Here is a 17,048-nt window from a genome sequence, read left to right as displayed (position 1 = left end):
AATCAGAAGTGTGAAAAAAATCGCCCCGCCGAACGCCTGCAGCGCGGTCCGGCGGGAAAACAGCCGGATCAGATAGCCCAGCCGCCGAGATAAAACGTCAGCAGCGCGGCGGCAATCACCAGCGTGCCCACATTCAGTTTACGCCACTCACCGGCGACCAGCCGGCCAATCACCAGCGCCGTGAAACCGAGCATAATGCCGGTCACAATGTTACAGGTCAGCACAATAAACACCGCGGTCAGCAGTCCGGACATCGCATCAACAAAATCATCGAAGTCAATTTTGGACACGTTGCTCAGCATCAGCAGGCCAACGTACATCAGCGCCGGGGCGGTGGCGTAGCCCGGTACCAGATAGGCCAGCGGTGACAGGAACAGAATCAGCAGAAACAGCACGCCCACCACCAGCGCCGTCAGGCCGGTTTTGCCCCCCGCTGCCGTACCGGCGGCCGATTCAATGTACACCGCCGCCGGAGAGGCGCCCACCAGGCCAGAGAAGATCGAGCTGACCGAGTCGGTGGTCAGTGCCTTACCGCCGTCAATGATCTGATGATTCTTGTCGAGCAGATTAGCCTGGCCGGCCACCGCGCGAATGGTACCGGTCGCGTCAAACACCGCGGTCATGACCAGCGCCAGCACGCTCGGCAGCACGACCGGCTGCAGCGCCCCCAGAATATCCAGGCTGAATACCAGCGAATGGCCCGCCGGATCCTTCAGGCTGGGCATGGCAAACAGCCCCTGCCAGGTGACCGCCGGATCGACAATCAGGCCGATCGCCGAAATCGCAATGATGGTCAGCAAGATCCCACCCGGCAGGCGGCGCTTCTCCAGGCCAAAGATCACCGCCAGACCGGCCAGCGACATCAATACCGGGAAGGAGGTAAAATTCCCCAGCGCCACCGGCAGACCCGGCGCGGGATTCTTCACCACCAGCCCCACGCCGTCGGCGGCGATCAGCAGCAGAAACAGGCCAATACCGACGCCGGTGCCGTGCGCGACGCCCATCGGCAAATTACGCAGAATCCAGGCCCGGATCCCGGTCGCGGAAATCAAGGTAAACAGTATGCCCATCAGGAACACCGCCCCCAGCGCCACCGGCACGCTGATCTGCTGGCCGAGCACCAGGCTAAACGCGGTAAAGGCGGTCAGGGAAATGGCGCAGCCGATCGCCAGCGGCAGATTGGCCCACAGCCCCATCAGAATCGAGCCAAAACCGGCCACCAGGCAGGTGGCAACAAACACCGCCGTCGGCGGAAAGCCGGCTTTACCCAGCATACCGGGCACCACAATGACCGAATAGACCATCGCCAGAAACGTGGTCAGGCCGGCCAGCATTTCCTGACGGACAGTGCTGCCGCGCGCAGAAATCTTAAACCAGCGATCGAGGCCGCTGGCTTGCGTTACAGGAGTTGACATAGTGATACTTCCCCGAAGTGTTCTCTGTTATGGGTCTACGCAATAAAGTGAACGGCACGTGCGTTCAGCGTCTGCATCCCTGGAAACGACTTTCCGGTCACATTCGCACCGGAAAAAGCAAACGTTTACTTTGCCACGTATAAAAAATAGCCAGACGGCGTAATCAAAAAAGCAAACGATTATCCTCACTTTATGCCGCCTGTTTCAACACTGTTCACGGCAAAATTTTCAGATAATGGCGAATAACGCGCAGCGCCCTGACCACAGCAGCCTACAGGCTGAAGGTAGACGGGATCTCATCGTTTTTTCTTATTGCGCGCCGCGCGGATGAAACCCGCGGCGCGTGGGGGGAGAGAATCAATCCAGGGCGGCCAGCGGCGGACCGCCCTTATCCAGCGCCCGCTGCCAGGCCGGACGCGCTTCGACCTTCTTCAGCCACGCGCGGATTGCCGGCAGGCTGTCCGCCGGGCCGCGCTGCGTCAGCGCCAGCAGCGGAAAACTCATCTGCACATCGGCAATACTGAAGTGCTCGCCGGCAAACCACGGATGGCGGCTAAGGTGTGCTTCGATGAACCGCTGGTGCGTGGCCAGCTGCTTATGCAGGAAGCCTTTATTGATTCCGGTTGCAAACAGCTTGCCAATCGGCCGCATCACCAGCGGTACCGGCGGCTTGCTCAGGCGACTAAACACCAGTTTCATCACCAACAGCGGCATCAGCGATCCTTCAGCGTAGTGCAGCCAGTAGCGACACTGCAGCTGCGCATCGGGATCGGCAAGCGTCAGCCGGTCATCGGCGTCATGGTACTGCGCCAGATACTCCAGAATCGCTCCGGATTCGGCAACCACCCGATTGTCATCGGTTATTACCGGAGATTTGCCGAGGGGGTGTATTTTTTTTAATGACTCGGGCGCCAGCATCGATCCTTCACGCTGATACACCTTCAGCTGGTACGGCACCTCCAGCTCTTCCAGCAGCCATAGAATGCGATGGGATCGGGATTTTTCCAGATGATGCACGGTGATCATGCGCTTTCCTTATTGGTCAGGTCTGCCAACAGTATAGTCACTTCCCTTCTTCTGTTTCCGGCGGGGCCAGCAAAATTGCACCGGTTCCCTGCTCGGCCAGCTTATCGCCGGGATTGCGCAGCGGGCAGTCGCGCATAGACAAGCAGCCGCAGCCGATGCAGCCATCCAGATCGTTACGCAGCCGCGCCAGGGTCGCGATGCGTTTGTCGAGCTCCTCGCGCCAGTGTGCGGTCAGCGTGGCCCACTCCTTTTCTGAAATGCGCTTGCCCACCGGCACATCGCGCAGGCTTTCGGCGACCGTACCGAGGGGAATACCGATGCGCTGCGCCACTTTAATAATGGCTACCCGCCGCAGCACATCGCGCCCGTAGCGCCGCTGATTGCCTTCATTGCGGCTGCTGGCGATTAACCCCTTCTGTTCATAAAAATGCAGTGCTGATACCGCTACGCCGCTGCGCTTTGCCACCTCTCCCGGCGTCAGCACGCTCTTCATGGTGCTATTGCGAACTTTTTTCATTTGCACACTTTACCTCAAGTTAACTTGAGGAATTATACTCAGCATCCAGCAGTTCTGCGAGGGCCGTGCCCCGCACTTTGTTCACGTCGGATGGCGTACAGCGCCGTATCGACCCTGGCTGATAAGGAAAAGACAGGATGCATGACGAGATCATTCATACGCTGACCGAGTGGATTGACGCCAACCTGGACAAGCCGCTGTCCATTGATGAGGTGGCCGCGCGATCGGGCTATTCGAAGTGGCATCTGCAGCGCATGTTCCGCAGCGTCACCCAGCAAACGCTGGGTAACTACATTCGCGAACGGCGCCTGACGCTGGCCGCAGAGGCGCTTTGCACCACCCAGCGCCCGGTATTTGATATCGCCATGCAGTACGGTTACGACTCTCAGCAAACTTTCTCGCGGGTGTTCCGCCGCCAGTTTGATAAAACCCCCACGGCCTGGCGTCAAACCATGCGTCGGGAATATTTGCAGCGCCAGCGTCCGTGGGAACCCGGCAGCGCGCGCGTCGTTACCCGTCCTCATATCCGTTAGCAGGCGCCGCTGGCTGCGCGCTCCCACAGCGCGGGGGAGAGGTACCATCCGCCACCCAATTCTTTAATATGGTACATTGCCACATCGGCCTGCATCAGCAGGGCGCCGGGCGAGGCGTGATCCCGCGCCAGCGCAGCGCCAATACTCAAGGTCTGCGGGTAACCGTCGCCGTTTAGCAGCCGCATCGGGGCGGCCATCGCGCGCAGGATCCTGCGCGCGGTGTCGGCAATCAACGTCTCTCCTCCTTCCCCCTCCAGTAACACGGCAAATTCGTCGCCACCGAGCCGCGCGACGCTGCCGCGCCCCCCCACCGCCTGGCGCAGACGCCGCGCCGTCTCGACCAGCACGCTATCGCCTGCGGCGTGGCCCCAGGTATCGTTGATCCGCTTGAAGCGGTCAACATCAATAAACAGTAGCGCCAGCCGGTCCAGCTGCCGTGGCGGAACAAAGCATTTATTCAGCGCCTGCTCAAAGGCGATGCGGTTGGGCAGCCCGGTCATGGCATCATGACGGGCCTGCCAGGAGCGCGCGGCGTTCTCCTGCTGCCAGTGCTGCTGCCAGCCGTGCAGCTCGTCAAGCAGGCCGTTGAAATCACAGCTCAGCTTGTGCAGTTCGGCGATGTTTGCCGACGGTATCCGCCGCGAGAAGGCGCGACGAACCCGAACATCGTGAGCCACCGCGGCAACGTGCCGCAGGGTCAGCACGATGCCGCGGTGCATCCGTGCCGACAGCCAGCCGGCGATCGCCCCCACGATCAGCAGGCAGCCCAGCAGCCATACGCCGGCGATCCACAGATAGCCGCAAATTGCCCTGGCATCACCCCGCACCCAGACTTCGCCCAGCCAGCGCTGGTGCTGCCGCACCGCCACGGTGACCGGCGCGGGAAACAGCCAGTGGCTGAGGCAGCGTTCGATCGGGCCGCTGGACCCGGTAACCGGCTTTCGCCACGCGATAACCGCGCCATTCACGGCGGAAATGCGCGCTTCAGCATACAGACCACGCTGCCCGAGGCTGGCCAGCAGCTCCTGCAGCGAACCGGCATCGTGCCGCAGCAGTTCGCTGCGCGCCGAGACGCTCAGGCTCTCGGCCACCAGCTGCAGGTTACTGGCAGCATACTGCTTCAACGCCAGCAGTGAGAGCAGCGCAAGCGAGCCGCTGGTCAGCAAAAAGGCGATCGCGATGATGATGAGATGAATACGATTAAGCGTCTGCCGCCGCGTCGGGCGCTCGAGTACGTCCGCCGCCGCGGCCACACCGGCATCAGGATGTTGCAACCTCATGGACAGATCTCCAGTCACACGTTGTGCGGCAGGACACTATTCCTTACGGAGGATAACCGGGGGGCACGCCACACTGTTCGCCCACGGCAACGCCACCACCAGCCGAAGGTGGATGGCGATAAAAATAGCCGGGGATAATCATCCGCGACGCGCCTGGCAACAATACATCCCCCGCCAGGCATGCTCTCAATTGTCTCCCGGTGGCCTCGCCACTCACGGGAAGCGGCGGGCATTACGCCCGGTGTAAATCGTGTTCACCGGGGCGTCCATCGTGATATAATGTGACGAGCATCACACTTTTACGCCACGCCGGGCGCTGTGCACGCCCCGGCGCGGCCACATTAACGGTCAGGTCCGCAAACGAGGAGAACCATGGGCACCCTCACAGCCAGTATGCTGATGATGCGTTGGGAGCTATTCAGCGCCGTAATGATGTTTTTTGCCAGCACCTTCCATGTGAAATGCCGTCAGCGTCGCCACCCGGTACTGGCCGTACTGTTTAGCGGCATTGGCATCGGTATGTCTTGCTGGTTTGTCACCGGCCTGTTGGGCATCTCACTGAGCAGCGATCAGCTGTACGCCCTGTGGAATACCCTGAAAGGCAGCTTTCTGGATACGCTAAGTCGCGCGCCGACCGACTGGCCGTTACCCTGAGCGACCGGCGCGTCTGCCGCTCAGCACGTTATATCTTTTTTAGCACCACCGGCAGCGTTCGATCGTCTTCCCGGGCCGTGTCCGCTTTGCGGTCCTGAATCCACATATCGCCCATCAGCTGATTCAGGCCGCCGTCGAGGCCGGTCACTAATCCGGCTCCGGGGGTGAAGGTCAACTCGCCAAAATAGAGCTGCTCTCCCTGCAGATACCAGTCAACCCGCACGTAATCAAACTCACTCGCCAGCTCGCGCGACAGCAGCAGAGCCTGCGTCAGCATGGCCTCATCCTGACGGATATCTAACCCGGTATCGCGAATTTTGTGAAAGGCGTCGCGCAGATTATTAACGTAAAAGTTCATCGACAGTCGCGGCGCTCCGCGGTTGTAGATAACCTGCAGCACGTATTCAAAATTACCATCACGTTTATTGAACATATGGAATTTGTAATCCACGGCGGCTCTCCCCCCTTCACCGATATATTGTTCGACCAGAATGCGCGGTTTAATGAAGCGATAGTGGATTTCGCGATAGGTGAACGAGAAATCCACCGCCAGCCACGCTTTACAGCGGGCGATAAGCTGCTGTTTACGCTGCGCATCCGGCTCTTCCAGCAGAATGTCCACCATTCCCGATCCGTGGTTAGGCTTAATTACGGTGTGTCGCAGCGACGGCAGGCTTAACAAAGTGGCCGGATCGTCGGTTTCATAAATCAGCGGGACGAGGTACGCTTCGCCGATCTTGCTGGCGATGTATTCGCGTACGCACAGCTTATCGGACAGCCGCGCGTAGCGGGCATGATCGCCGTTGATAAACTTGCGGTTCAACACCTTCTCATTGAATAACTTCGGTTCACGGATGTTGGGCAAGCGGTGAAACTTATGAAAATAGTGAATGCTGTCAACCGTGGTCCACGGCATTTTGTTGACCAGATAGCGCAGCGTGTGTTTAATACCGCGCTTCAGGTACTTCATGCTTTTCATCTCGTGACCTCATTTGTACGTTTTGTAATTCAGTGAGGAGCGTTGAATATCGAAAATGACGCCGTGCTTAAAGAAGTAATTCATTACGGTGAGCGACAGTAACTCTGTTAAAAAAACGCTCCATGCGGCACCGCGCAGTCCCAGCCAGTGGATCAGCACCCAGCTCAGCGGAATACTGATGCACAGCAGGCAGGCAATTTTTTTTAACAGGTAGTGATAGCCGCCCTCTTTCACCATAAAACGGTAGGCTACGGTGCCCATCGCCGAACAGCTGGTGGCCAGGGCAAGCAGAATAAGAAGAGTGCCCGAACGTGCGTAGTCTGCTCCATACAGAGCCATAATCAGCCGCTCGCCCACCAGCGAAACGACGATCAGCATCAGCAGCGAAACCGCCATCACATAGCCATACAGACGGGCGGTCAGCCTGACCGCGACATCAGCACGCTCCCTGAAAATTTCAGTGAAGCACGATGTAATGATGGCCACCGGAATAAAAATCCACGAGGCGGAGAGGGTATTCGCCGCGGCAAACAGGCCCAGCTCTTTAGCAGAGCTCACGCCGACCAGAAAAAACTGCGCGGTTTTCACCTGCACCGAAATCAGAATGCTGGATATCGCCAGCGGCAAGCCGGCGCACAGCAGATAGCGCAGATAACGTTTCCGTTTCGCCAGCGGCGGGCTGCTCAGCACCTGCGCTTTAAAAAAAAGGTAGCGCTTAATCATAAACGGAATCAGCGACACCACGATAATTGAGAACGCCAGAAAAACCGGACTGAGTTGCCACCACGCGACGCTAAAACTGATGGCAAAACTGGCCAGCATGCCCAGCGAGTTTGCCAGCGTATTTAATCGGGAAGCCAGTCGCGCGTTGTTATATACGCTGAATATATCCTGTGTGAAAAATAAGGCTGCCCAAAACGCGGCCAGGGTAAACACCCTAAAATTTTCCGCCATCGCCAGCCAGACGTAGAGTAGCACCGGCACCGACACCAGCAGTAGCAGCGCCAGACGCAACTGACGGGCGATTGCCATCAGCCTTTTGCCTTTTTGCACATTACGGCTGACATGCTTAAATAACAGCGTCTCGGTACCGAAAATCGCAATGGTCTGCACCACGGAAAACAGCGAAGTAGAAAAGGCCATTTGACCGAAGACGGAAGGACCAAATGACTTTGCCACGTAGGAGGTGACAAATATAACGCCAAATACGGAAACCACTTTCTCCGACATCATCCAGGCCGCGTTAGACATAATGCTGAATTTCATCTACATATCCTTCTGAAAAACGATTGCTTATCTATTCTCACCACCCTGTGAGCTAACGCCTGCCGATGGTCTACCCGATACGGATAAGTCACACCGGGTACGGTGCAGTGATGGGGCAAACAGCAGCATGCCGACCGTCACCGGTTCAGCAATATGCCAGTCAGGGCAAGCCATCAGTCAGTCATGTCTTCCCCGTGACCCGATCGTATCTGAGTAAGTTAAATAATTAATTATGACAAATAACTTATTTCGTTAGCTGGCTACGCTATTAAGCAGCGATGGGCAGATGGGCCATTTCTGCTTCGCTACACGACCGACTAAACATGGAATAAACTTATAGTAAAACCAGGACGGCAGGAAGCGAGCAAAACGCAAAGCCATTAAAATAAGATAAATCCCATGATGATATTCATTAATATTCCTTTAAGTTAACCATGTATTTTCGTCGTACGTTAACAATGTCGCTGCATAAATAAATACCCCTAACCGATCCATTTATTAATTCAGCGTCTCCCACTCCCTAACAGTTAAGAAAGGTAAAAGCTTTATGAGAAAGTCACGATATACGGAAGAGCAAATCACCAGCGTGATTAAAGCGTCTGAACATGGCAAGAAGGTTAAGCTTATCTGCGACGAGCTGAGCATCTCAGAAGCCACCTTCTATAGCTGGAAGAAAAAGTTTGGGGGCCTGTCCTCGGAGGAAGGAAGAAAGATCAAGGCGTTAGAGGATCAGCTTCACGCCATGGCGCGCGAGCTACAGCAACTCACGGCGGATAAAGAGATGTTGCAAAGCGTCGTTAAAAACTTCTTTACCACCAGCGATAAGCGCCGGGCGGTCAACTACCTGCAAAATACCTATGAGATTGGCACTCGCCGCAGCTGTCGTCTGCTCGATATCAGCCGCAGCGTCTACCACTATCCACAAGGGGGTGGCCACACCTAATCATCGGATAAATACAATGTTATCCCTCAATCAACAGGCTGGCACTCTGTGCTATCGTCCACGTCGCCGATGGCCGGCGCGCGGCTTCCAGCTCACTCCGTCGCGGGCGCAGCGCCATTACGATAGCTCCCGCCCCCGCCGGTGACGGAGTCCGCCGCGCCCTGCGTCATGCCCAATGCAATCCGCCCGCGCGACCGCGGGCATTGATTATCCGTTCTAACGAATCGGTCGATTTTGCGGCTGATTACCGGTCAGCACCGCGTCTGCCATGGCTGCGGTGCTAATCTTTGCGGCCGGCGGCGCCCGCGCGGTAAATTCATCATCCTGCCCGCCCTGTCGTGGCGGCTGGCGCAGCCATTCGCCCGGCCCACGTCTCTTCTGACACGCTCACTCTCCAGCCGGACTGCAGGATACGCCAAAAGGTCAGCAGCGGGATTAGCGAGTTTTCCTATGGTGCCCGGGCGGATACTGTGGCAGTGCCGCGGACATAACGGCAATGCGCAGATCTGCGATCCTGGCCAGGCGTGGTCCTTGTGGGTCCCGCTCCGCCGGTGGCGGGCGGCGATACCCCCTGGCATTCGCCGCGCTAATGAGCGGAAGGGGTAACACGTGCAGGCCAAGCTGGCGACTCGACGCGCCGCTGGCTTTTTCACCATGGAGGGATGCTGATACTCGCTTCCACTGCGGCCTGCTCAGCCCGACGAGCTCACCGCCACGGTGACCGGCTCCGGGCGAAGGCGCATCGCCACCACGACCCCGGTCAGCAGACACACGATGCCCGCGAGGGTGAGCAGCGGCGGCCAGGCCTGGCGCAGCAAAAAGGTATAAGCCAGACCGGCGAGGATCTCAAAGACAATCAGCGGCCCCACCAGAACCGTCGGCAACCGTTGACTGGCCTCATTCCAGCACAGCGCCCCCAGCCAGGAGCAGCAAAGACCGATCAGCAGCATCAGGCCGATAAATACGGCCGGACGCGGCCCAAACGGCAGGGGAAAAGCGGCGGACTGCCCGTATAGCTGCCCGCAGACCAGCAGATACATCAGCAGCGCCAGCGGCAGGGTGACCAGCCCCTGGGCCGTCGCCCAGGTTTGCGGACGGGTCGTAGGATGACGACGCAGCCAGCGCGCATTGCGCAGCGGGAACCACGTCCAGCATACCACGGCCGCACAGGCCAGCAGGATCCCGCCAGCATAGCGCTGCGGATCGCGATCCGGTATCACTTGCCACTCGGCCAGATTGACACACGCCAGCCCGATGAGGATCAGCAGCAGTGACGGAATCAGCTTGCTCCAGCGCAGCCGTCCCTCTTCGCGCCCGTATAACAGATTGGCACTGACCGACATCACCACCGGCAGCGTGCCGATAATCATCGTCGAGACCGGTGCGCCGGTCCGCTGAATAGCGCTGGCCAGAAAAAAGTAGTACAGCAGATTGCCAATCAGTGTCTGTTTGACCGCTTCCACCCAGTCGGCGCGTACCAAGGTACGCAGGCGACGGCGATCGAACCAGGCCAGCGGCAGGGCAATCAGCCCAAACGCCACGTAGCGACCCGCGGACTGAAGCGCAGCCGGATAATCGGGGATCACGACCGGGCCGACGAAAATCAGCCCCCACATCAGCCCCGCGACGAGGGCAAAAAGGACTCCAGATAGCATCCTGGTACCTGTTAATCAATAAACGGGACACCGCTGGCCGCCGAAACGGCGGTAGCGAAGGCGGAGGCCTCACCATAGCACGGCCCCGCTCCCGTCTTCACGTTTTGCGACGGCAATCGTGCAGCCAGCGTCGTGAGGCAGGTTCCATTTTATCAGCGAGGTGGCCGCCGTCGCTGCCCGCAGCCCCGGGCGTTTGGCATAATGGTGTTTTCCCTGCCTGTCACAGGAGGAGAACAATGTCTGTACCGCATGAGGATCAACAGGAACTGCACCACTACACCGTCGGCTATACGCCCAATGGCTATCGCGGTAACCCTTCGCCGCGGCTGATCATTAGCGGGCGCTGGCTGGAGAAGTTTGGTTTTGACACCGGGCATCCGGTGATCGTTGAAGCCCGGCGCGGCCAGCTGGTGATTCGCACCGAGTTAAACATCTAAGCGCGGCGGCGGAACTCGCCCGGCGTCAGGCCGTAGTGTTTCTTAAACGTTTTATGGAAAGTCACCTGGGAATCAAAGCCGTGCTGTAGCGCCACCTGCTGCACGGTCACGTCCGGCTGACGCAGCATGTCCGCCGCGGCGTGCAGCCGCTGCTCGCGGCAGTAGGCCGCCAGCGACCGGCCGGTGACGTCGCGAAACAGCCGCTGCAGATACCACTTTGAATATCCCGCTTTACGGGCGCAATCATCCACCGACAGGCGGCTGTCGCGGTGGGATGCAATCCAGAGAATCAAATCGTTGATGACCTGATGGCTAAACATGTCCCTCTCCTCTTGTTGCTGGTCAGCGGCGAGATGCCCACCGCCCTCACGCCGCTGCCGTCGCGAACAGCTCCAGCGCAATCAAGCGGGCCATGGCGGCGCGGGCCTGCTCAGCGGCGGAGTGAAGCGAACTGAACCGCACCAGCGTATCCATACCCAGCGCGCTGGCCATCAGCCGCCAGGCAGTCTGGCTGGGGGAATCAGCGCTGCGCAGGGAACCCTGCGCTTCGCCGCGCTCGATAACCTCGCACAGCACGCGATGCCAGACATCCAGCGCTTCGCGGTAGACCGGCTGCAGCGCGTCATCCTGCTCTGCCAGAACGGCCACTTCGCGCCACAAATGGACCTGAATATCCTGCGCCTCTTCCGTCGGGTCGCCAAGCAGGCTGAGCAGCGCGTCGCAGGGCGGCAGTGTGCTGACCCGCTGGCAGCAGTCTGACGCCACCTGATGCGTGATGGCAATAAATGCCTGCTGCTTCAGCGCCTGTAGGGAGCCAAACACGCGGTTAATGTTCCCTACGGCGCTTTGGCTCTCCGCGGCGATGCGGCGGGCGGTGGTGGCGGCAAACCCCAGATTGCGCATGATAGAAATGGTGGTCGTGAGCAGTAAATCACTGCGATCGTCGCGCTTCAGGTAGTGCACGCTGGCGGTCCCGTTGGTCAAAAAACGTCATTATGACTATTGATGAACGTATGTTCAACTTTTTATGAACAATCGTTCATGAATATAATATCATCCAAACCGACACCGCGGCGGATGCCGCCATCGCTTTTTCTCCGCGCCATATCGCGTACACTGAGCGACATTCCGTACGGCATCTGGCCGACACGCACGCTGAGGTAGCTACCGCTATGACTGTCAAACTGGTCGCCGTCGATATGGACGGCACGTTTCTGAATGAATGCAAAACCTACAATAAAGCCCGCTTCCTGGCCCAGTACGCCGAGCTGACCGCCCGCGGCATCCGCTTTGTCGTTGCCAGTGGTAACCAGTATTACCAGTTAATCAGTTTCTTTCCGGAAATCCGCGACGACATTGCCTTTGTCGCCGAAAATGGCGCCTGGGTGGTGGACCGCGGGGAAACCCTGTTTTGCGGCGAATTCAGCCGCCAGCAGGTGCTGGCGGTGCTGGATGAGCTGCTGCCGCTGAGCGACGTGACCACCGTCCTGTGCGGCAAGCAGAGCGCCTGGCTACCGGAAGATGCCCCGGCCAGCGCCGTCGCTACGCTTGCCCGCCACTATCACCGACTGACTCCGGTAGCGGATCTGCGCCAGGTGGAGGATCGGCTGTTTAAAGTCGCGCTGACCCTGCCGGAGGCGCAGAGCGCCCGACTGCGTGCGGCGCTGGGCCACCGCCTGGACGGGATCGTCACGCCGGTGGCCAGCGGCTTCGGTTTTGTCGACCTGATTATTCCCGGCCTGCACAAGGCCAGCGGGCTGCGCCGTCTGCAGCAGCAGTGGCAGATTAACGATGAAGAGGTGCTGGCCTTTGGTGACAGCGGTAATGACGCTGAGATGCTGCGTCAGGCCGGCTACAGTTTCGCGATGGCCAATGCCCGCCCGGACGTTGCCGACCTCGCCCGCTTTCGCGCGGGCGATCACAACGCAGAAGCGGTGCTGGACGTGATTGACGACCTGCTGGCCGGACGCGGCGTGTTTGCCGCCGGCTGAATGCCGGCAGCCGCGGCACGGCCGTTAACGGGGAGTGCCGGCGCGTCCGTCGCTCAGCCCCAGCACAAAAGGAATAGAATCCCGCAGCGACGGATTCACCGCGCCGCCGTGATCCAGTCCGGGATAGAGATGCTCGCTCACCCGGGTACCGGCGGCCTGCACGTCCCGGGAGAATTGCTGCTGCATCGCGGTCGGTACATTCACGTCATCTCCGCCGATGCCAATAAACACCGGATGATTGAGGCGTAGCGTGGGGTAAGCCAGCGTGCCAACGGCGGTGTTCAGCAGCTGCTGGACCGCCGGCGTCAGGCTGTTTTCCATGGTCAGCTGCTGCTGCATCACGATCTCGGTTAGCGGCGAGATGCACTGGCTTTTAGCCTCTTCAAGCGCCGCCCGGGCGGCCGGTTGGAAAAAGTCCGTGGCCTTCAGCGTCGGATCGCTATCGGCCGCAGAGTGAAAAATGTAAAACACATAGGGTATTTTTGGATCGCCAGGCGTTGGCTGCCGCGGCGCCGCGCGGGTGAACAGGCTGGACACCTGGCTGTCGGCAGTGAAGTACGGTGTACCGGTCAGTACCGTGCCGATAATGTTCAGCTCCGGGGCATATTCAGGCTGATAGCCGGCGGCGGCGAACGCGGCGTGCGCCCCCTGCGACTGCCCGACCAGCACCAGCTGATTTTTCAGCGGAAAAGCGGCCAGCGCGGCCCGAATGCTGTCGAGTATGCTCCACGCTTCGGCGCGGGCATTCAGGTAGTGATGCAGCCCGTCAGAGCCCAGTCCGGGATAATCCGGCGCGACGATCGCATAGCCCAGCGACAGCCAGGTATTGAGGTACTGGCTGTCGCGAGCGGTACGCGGATGCTGCGACGGCGCGCAGTCGCGGGCAATGCCCACGGTACCGTGCATCCACACCACGACCGGCCAGCCGCCCGCCGGCGTCGGGCCAAAAGGTAGAAATACCGCCGCCGTATCGGTGCGCAGGCCGTGGCCCTGTACCCCATCCTGAGAACGGTATTCCAGACGGTACGCGCTGGCTGCCTCCTGCAATCCCAACGCCGGATCCAGCCGCGCCTGACTTATCTTCTGTCCCTGCCCGGCGGCCATCGCCGCACTCAGCGGCAATATCAGCAAACACGCCAGCAGACGCTGCTTTACGCTTCCCATTCTCGGTGTCATTACGCTTTCCTACTCCCCTGCCGACCTGCGTCGGGCTGTTGTCATCATGCGGGTGAACAGTATTTGCCTGAGGCTGGCTGAACTATAGTTCAACGCGCCGCAAATGCGGTGGAAAAAACGGCGGAAGACCAGCGCTGAGCGGCACTTTTTCCGGCAGCATTCCGGCGCCGTGCGGAACATGAACAGGACTCACGTGGCGGTGAATTTAACTCGCTTTCCATTGCCCTGTGCGTCTGGCATAAAGACTTCACAAGTTACTTGTTTATCGCCTGACGCCGGCCAGAGAAGCACGTTCATTATCTCGTTACCCGCGGTGCGTCAAGCCGTCATCATCACCGAAACAGGATGCAGGGTCATTATGAATAACGACGTCACTTTTACGCTCAAGCGCACGCTTTTCGACGAAAATTATAATCCCGCAGAAAATACGCGTACGACCACAAATTTTGCCAATCTGGCCAGGGGAAAGAACCGCCAGCAGAATTTGCGTAACGCGCTGGTGATGATGAATACGCGCTTTAACGCCTTAGCCCGCTGGGATAACCCTCAGGGCGATCGCTACGCGCTCGAACTGGACATTATCTCCGTTGATATGCATATTCGCGGTAACAGCGCCCCCTTTCCGGTGATTGAGGTTTTACACAACCACATTCTTGACCGGCACAGCCATCAGCGTATTGAGGGGATCGTCGGAAATAACTTCTCGTCATACGTGCGGGATTATGACTTCAGCATCGTACTGCCGGCGCACAATAAAAATGCGGCACACTTCAGCCTGCCGGAAGGGTTTGGCAATTTGCATGGCCATATCTTCCAGCAGTTCGTCAACGCGGAGGTGTATAAAACCCATTTCAGGAAACAGCCGGTGATCTGCCTGAGCGTGTCCAGCAAAAATACCTACTGCCGCACCGACAATGTGCATCCGGTGCTGGGGGTCGAGTATCAGCAGGACGATTTATCTCTGACCGACGAATACTTTCACAAAATGGGTCTGCAGGTGCGCTTCTTTATGCCGCCTGATAGCGTGGCACCGCTGGCCTTTTACTTTAAGGGCGATCTGCTGAATGACTACAGCAACCTGGAGTTAATCGGCACCATCAGCACCATGGAGACATTCCAGAAGATTTACCGGCCAGAAATTTATAATGCCAATGCGGCAGCCGGCAAGATCTATCAGCCCAGCCTGAATCAGCAAAACTATTCGTTAACCCGGGTGGTGTATGACCGGGAAGAGCGCAGTCAGTTAGCCATTGAACAGGGGAAGTACACCGAAGAGCACTTCATCAATCCCTGGCGGACACTCCTGGCGGAATGGTCTGCTGAACGCGTTCTTTAACGTCTCCATAAACAGGATACTGTACAATGAAAAAGTTATTACCGACCTCCACCGCGGGCAGCTTACCGAAACCCTCCTGGCTGGCCCAGCCGGAGACGCTGTGGTCGCCGTGGAAATTGCAGGATCAGGTTCTGGTCGACGGCAAACAAGACGCACTGCGGCTCTGCCTCAACGATCAGCAGCAGGCCGGCATTGATATCGTCAGCGACGGGGAACAGACGCGCCAACACTTCGTCACCACGTTTATCGAGCACCTCGACGGGGTCGACTTTACCCAGCGTGAGACGGTGAAAATCCGTAATCGCTATGAAGCGAGCGTCCCCACCGTGGTGGGCCCGGTCAGCCGCCCCCGCCCGGTATTTGTTGAGGATGCAAAATTCCTGCGTCAGCAGACCGATCGTCCGATTAAATGGGCCCTGCCCGGCCCGATGACCATGATTGATACGCTGTATGATAACCACTATAAAAGCCGCGAAAAACTGGCCTGGGAATTTGCCAAAATCCTCAACGAGGAAGCCAGGGAGCTGGAGGCGGCGGGCGTGGATATTATTCAGTTTGATGAACCCGCGTTTAACGTGTTCTTTGATGACGTGAACGACTGGGGAATCGCCGCCCTCGAGCGGGCCATTGAAGGACTGACCTGTGAAACCGCGGTGCACATCTGCTACGGCTACGGCATTAAGGCCAATACCGACTGGAAGAAAACGCTGGGGTCAGAGTGGCGCCAGTATGAAGAAATTTTTCCGAAGCTGCAGCGCTCCAATATCGACATCATCTCGCTGGAGTGTCAAAACTCGCGGGTACCGATTGAGCTGCTGGCACTGATCCGCGGGAAAAAAGTGATGGTGGGCGCCATCGACGTGGCCACCCACGAGGTGGAGACGCCGGAAGCGGTGGCCGCCACGCTGCGTAAAGCGCTGCAGTATGTGGACGCCGATAAGCTCTATCCGTGCACCAACTGCGGTATGATCCCGCTGCCGCGTCGCGTCGCCCAGGGCAAGCTGGAAGCCTTAAGCGCCGGCGCCGCCATCGTGCGTCAGGAGCTGCTGGCAAAATAGCGCGTCGGCACCGGTTCCCACGCAGAACGCAAAACGCTCACGGCCCGTAACGGGTACCGTGAGCGTTTTTTTACGCCGCGCGTGCGGCGTCAGGCCCAGGGCCTGGCGCCGCGGCGCACCGATCAGAACGGGATGTCGTCGTCGAAGTCCATCGGCGGCTCATTGCTCTGCGGCGCGCTGTTCTGCTGCGGGCGGGCCGGTGCGGCCGCGCCGCCGCCGCTGAACTGGTTGTTGTTGCCCTGCGGCTGCTGCGGCTGGCCCCAGCCGTTGTTATTGCCACCGCCGTTTCCGCCGTTAGCCGGTGCGCCAGCGCCGCCCTGACGGCCGCCCAGCATCTGCATGGTGCCGCCCACGTTTACGACCACCTCGGTGGTGTAGCGATCCTGGCCGCCCTGGTCCTGCCACTTACGCGTGCGCAGCTGACCCTCAATGTAGACCTGAGACCCTTTACGCAGGTATTCACCGGCCACTTCGGCCAGCTTGCCAAACAGCACCACGCGGTGCCATTCGGTTATCTCTTTGTTTTCGCCGGTTTGCTTGTCACGCCAGCTTTCGGAAGTCGCCAGCGTCATGTTCGCTACCGCACCACCATTCGGCATATAGCGGACTTCCGGGTCCTGCCCCAGATTTCCGACAAGAATTACTTTATTTACGCCTCTGCTGGCCATGTTGCTCTCTCCCGATGAGGTTGTCTGGATAACACAATGCGCAAAATTCTAACATGAGCGCGGGCCGAATCCTACTTTGTCGCCGCGATGTTCGGCTCACGCCGCGGTCTGAGA

Annotated in this window: 18 protein-coding genes; 7 read left to right on the top strand and 11 right to left on the bottom strand. The window is 58.8% G+C overall.

Annotated elements, in window-relative coordinates; genetic code table 11:
- Positions 1-68: 68 nt before the first annotated feature.
- The 3 genes from BS626_RS13535 to soxR form a co-directional block, all read right to left on the bottom strand.
- Positions 69-1,415 (bottom strand): NCS2 family permease, encoded by a 1,347-nt coding sequence (locus tag BS626_RS13535; RefSeq protein WP_075182923.1) that lies wholly within the window; start codon positions 1,413-1,415, stop codon positions 69-71.
- A gap of 357 nt (positions 1,416-1,772) precedes the next feature.
- Entirely contained in the window at positions 1,773-2,441 is a 669-nt protein-coding gene (locus BS626_RS13530) for a glutathione S-transferase family protein (protein ID WP_075182922.1), read from the bottom strand.
- 37 nt (positions 2,442-2,478) lie between these two features.
- Entirely contained in the window at positions 2,479-2,958 is a 480-nt protein-coding gene (gene soxR / locus BS626_RS13525; protein WP_075182921.1) for a redox-sensitive transcriptional activator SoxR, read from the bottom strand.
- 137 nt (positions 2,959-3,095) lie between these two features.
- Between soxR and soxS the strand changes: the two genes are divergently transcribed.
- On the top strand, positions 3,096-3,491 hold the full coding sequence (soxS, locus tag BS626_RS13520; protein ID WP_075182920.1) for a superoxide response transcriptional regulator SoxS: 396 nt from the start codon (positions 3,096-3,098) through the stop codon (positions 3,489-3,491).
- Here soxS and BS626_RS13515 read toward each other — a convergent pair.
- Positions 3,488-4,771, bottom strand: coding sequence for a diguanylate cyclase domain-containing protein (locus tag BS626_RS13515; RefSeq protein WP_075182919.1), 1,284 nt, complete (start codon positions 4,769-4,771; stop codon positions 3,488-3,490). The two genes, soxS and BS626_RS13515, sit on opposite strands and share 4 nt — an antisense overlap.
- Before the next feature lie 372 nt (positions 4,772-5,143).
- On the opposite strand from BS626_RS13515, the gene BS626_RS13510 reads away from it, so the two are divergent.
- On the top strand, positions 5,144-5,425 hold the full coding sequence (locus tag BS626_RS13510) for a YjcB family protein (protein WP_075182918.1): 282 nt from the start codon (positions 5,144-5,146) through the stop codon (positions 5,423-5,425).
- Between the two features lie 28 nt (positions 5,426-5,453).
- Here the strand turns inward: BS626_RS13510 and BS626_RS13505 are convergent, their stop codons facing one another.
- A complete protein-coding gene (locus tag BS626_RS13505; protein WP_075183034.1) occupies positions 5,454-6,395 on the bottom strand; it encodes an ATP-grasp fold amidoligase family protein in 942 nt (313 codons plus the stop codon).
- A gap of 18 nt (positions 6,396-6,413) precedes the next feature.
- On the bottom strand, positions 6,414-7,670 hold the full coding sequence (locus BS626_RS13500) for an oligosaccharide flippase family protein (RefSeq protein WP_075182917.1): 1,257 nt from the start codon (positions 7,668-7,670) through the stop codon (positions 6,414-6,416).
- Positions 7,671-8,217: 547 nt separating this feature from the next.
- On the opposite strand from BS626_RS13500, the gene BS626_RS13495 reads away from it, so the two are divergent.
- Positions 8,218-8,613: a transposase gene (locus BS626_RS13495; protein ID WP_075182916.1), complete on the top strand. Its 396-nt coding sequence runs from the start codon at positions 8,218-8,220 to the stop codon at positions 8,611-8,613.
- Between the two features lie 692 nt (positions 8,614-9,305).
- On the opposite strand, the gene BS626_RS13490 is transcribed toward BS626_RS13495, so the two are convergent.
- Positions 9,306-10,268: a DMT family transporter gene (locus BS626_RS13490; protein WP_075182915.1), complete on the bottom strand. Its 963-nt coding sequence runs from the start codon at positions 10,266-10,268 to the stop codon at positions 9,306-9,308.
- Between the two features lie 236 nt (positions 10,269-10,504).
- Between BS626_RS13490 and BS626_RS13485 the strand changes: the two genes are divergently transcribed.
- Positions 10,505-10,705: a SymE family type I addiction module toxin gene (locus BS626_RS13485; protein WP_075182914.1), complete on the top strand. Its 201-nt coding sequence runs from the start codon at positions 10,505-10,507 to the stop codon at positions 10,703-10,705.
- Here the strand turns inward: BS626_RS13485 and BS626_RS13480 are convergent.
- Positions 10,702-11,025, bottom strand: coding sequence for a helix-turn-helix domain-containing protein (locus tag BS626_RS13480; protein ID WP_075182913.1), 324 nt, complete (start codon positions 11,023-11,025; stop codon positions 10,702-10,704). The genes BS626_RS13485 and BS626_RS13480 overlap by 4 nt on opposite strands.
- A 46-nt stretch (positions 11,026-11,071) precedes the next feature.
- Positions 11,072-11,689: a TetR family transcriptional regulator C-terminal domain-containing protein gene (locus BS626_RS13475; RefSeq protein ID WP_075182912.1), complete on the bottom strand. Its 618-nt coding sequence runs from the start codon at positions 11,687-11,689 to the stop codon at positions 11,072-11,074.
- A 188-nt stretch (positions 11,690-11,877) separates the two neighbouring features.
- Here BS626_RS13475 and BS626_RS13470 point away from each other — a divergent pair, with 188 nt between their 5' ends.
- A complete protein-coding gene (locus BS626_RS13470; RefSeq protein WP_075182911.1) occupies positions 11,878-12,696 on the top strand; it encodes a Cof-type HAD-IIB family hydrolase in 819 nt (272 codons plus the stop codon).
- Positions 12,697-12,720: 24 nt separating this feature from the next.
- Here the strand turns inward: BS626_RS13470 and BS626_RS13465 are convergent, their stop codons facing one another.
- On the bottom strand, positions 12,721-13,860 hold the full coding sequence (locus BS626_RS13465) for an alpha/beta fold hydrolase (protein WP_371328503.1): 1,140 nt from the start codon (positions 13,858-13,860) through the stop codon (positions 12,721-12,723).
- A gap of 370 nt (positions 13,861-14,230) precedes the next feature.
- Between BS626_RS13465 and BS626_RS13460 the strand changes: the two genes are divergently transcribed.
- Positions 14,231-15,208, top strand: a complete 978-nt coding sequence (locus BS626_RS13460; protein ID WP_075182909.1) for a DUF1852 domain-containing protein — start codon at positions 14,231-14,233, stop codon at positions 15,206-15,208.
- Positions 15,209-15,234: 26 nt separating this feature from the next.
- Positions 15,235-16,266 carry a methionine synthase gene (locus tag BS626_RS13455; RefSeq protein WP_075182908.1) on the top strand — a complete coding sequence of 344 codons (1,032 nt, stop codon included), beginning with the start codon at positions 15,235-15,237 and terminating at the stop codon, positions 16,264-16,266.
- A gap of 122 nt (positions 16,267-16,388) precedes the next feature.
- On the opposite strand, the gene BS626_RS13450 is transcribed toward BS626_RS13455, so the two are convergent.
- On the bottom strand, positions 16,389-16,934 hold the full coding sequence (locus tag BS626_RS13450; RefSeq protein WP_075182907.1) for a single-stranded DNA-binding protein: 546 nt from the start codon (positions 16,932-16,934) through the stop codon (positions 16,389-16,391).
- Positions 16,935-17,048 lie beyond the last annotated feature (114 nt).

Origin of the sequence: Pantoea sp. 1.19 (genome assembly GCF_001922585.1) — a bacterium.
GTDB lineage: Bacteria > Pseudomonadota > Gammaproteobacteria > Enterobacterales > Enterobacteriaceae > 1-19.
Note: the sequence above shows the minus strand (reverse complement) of the source record. Positions and strands in the feature narration are given on the sequence as shown.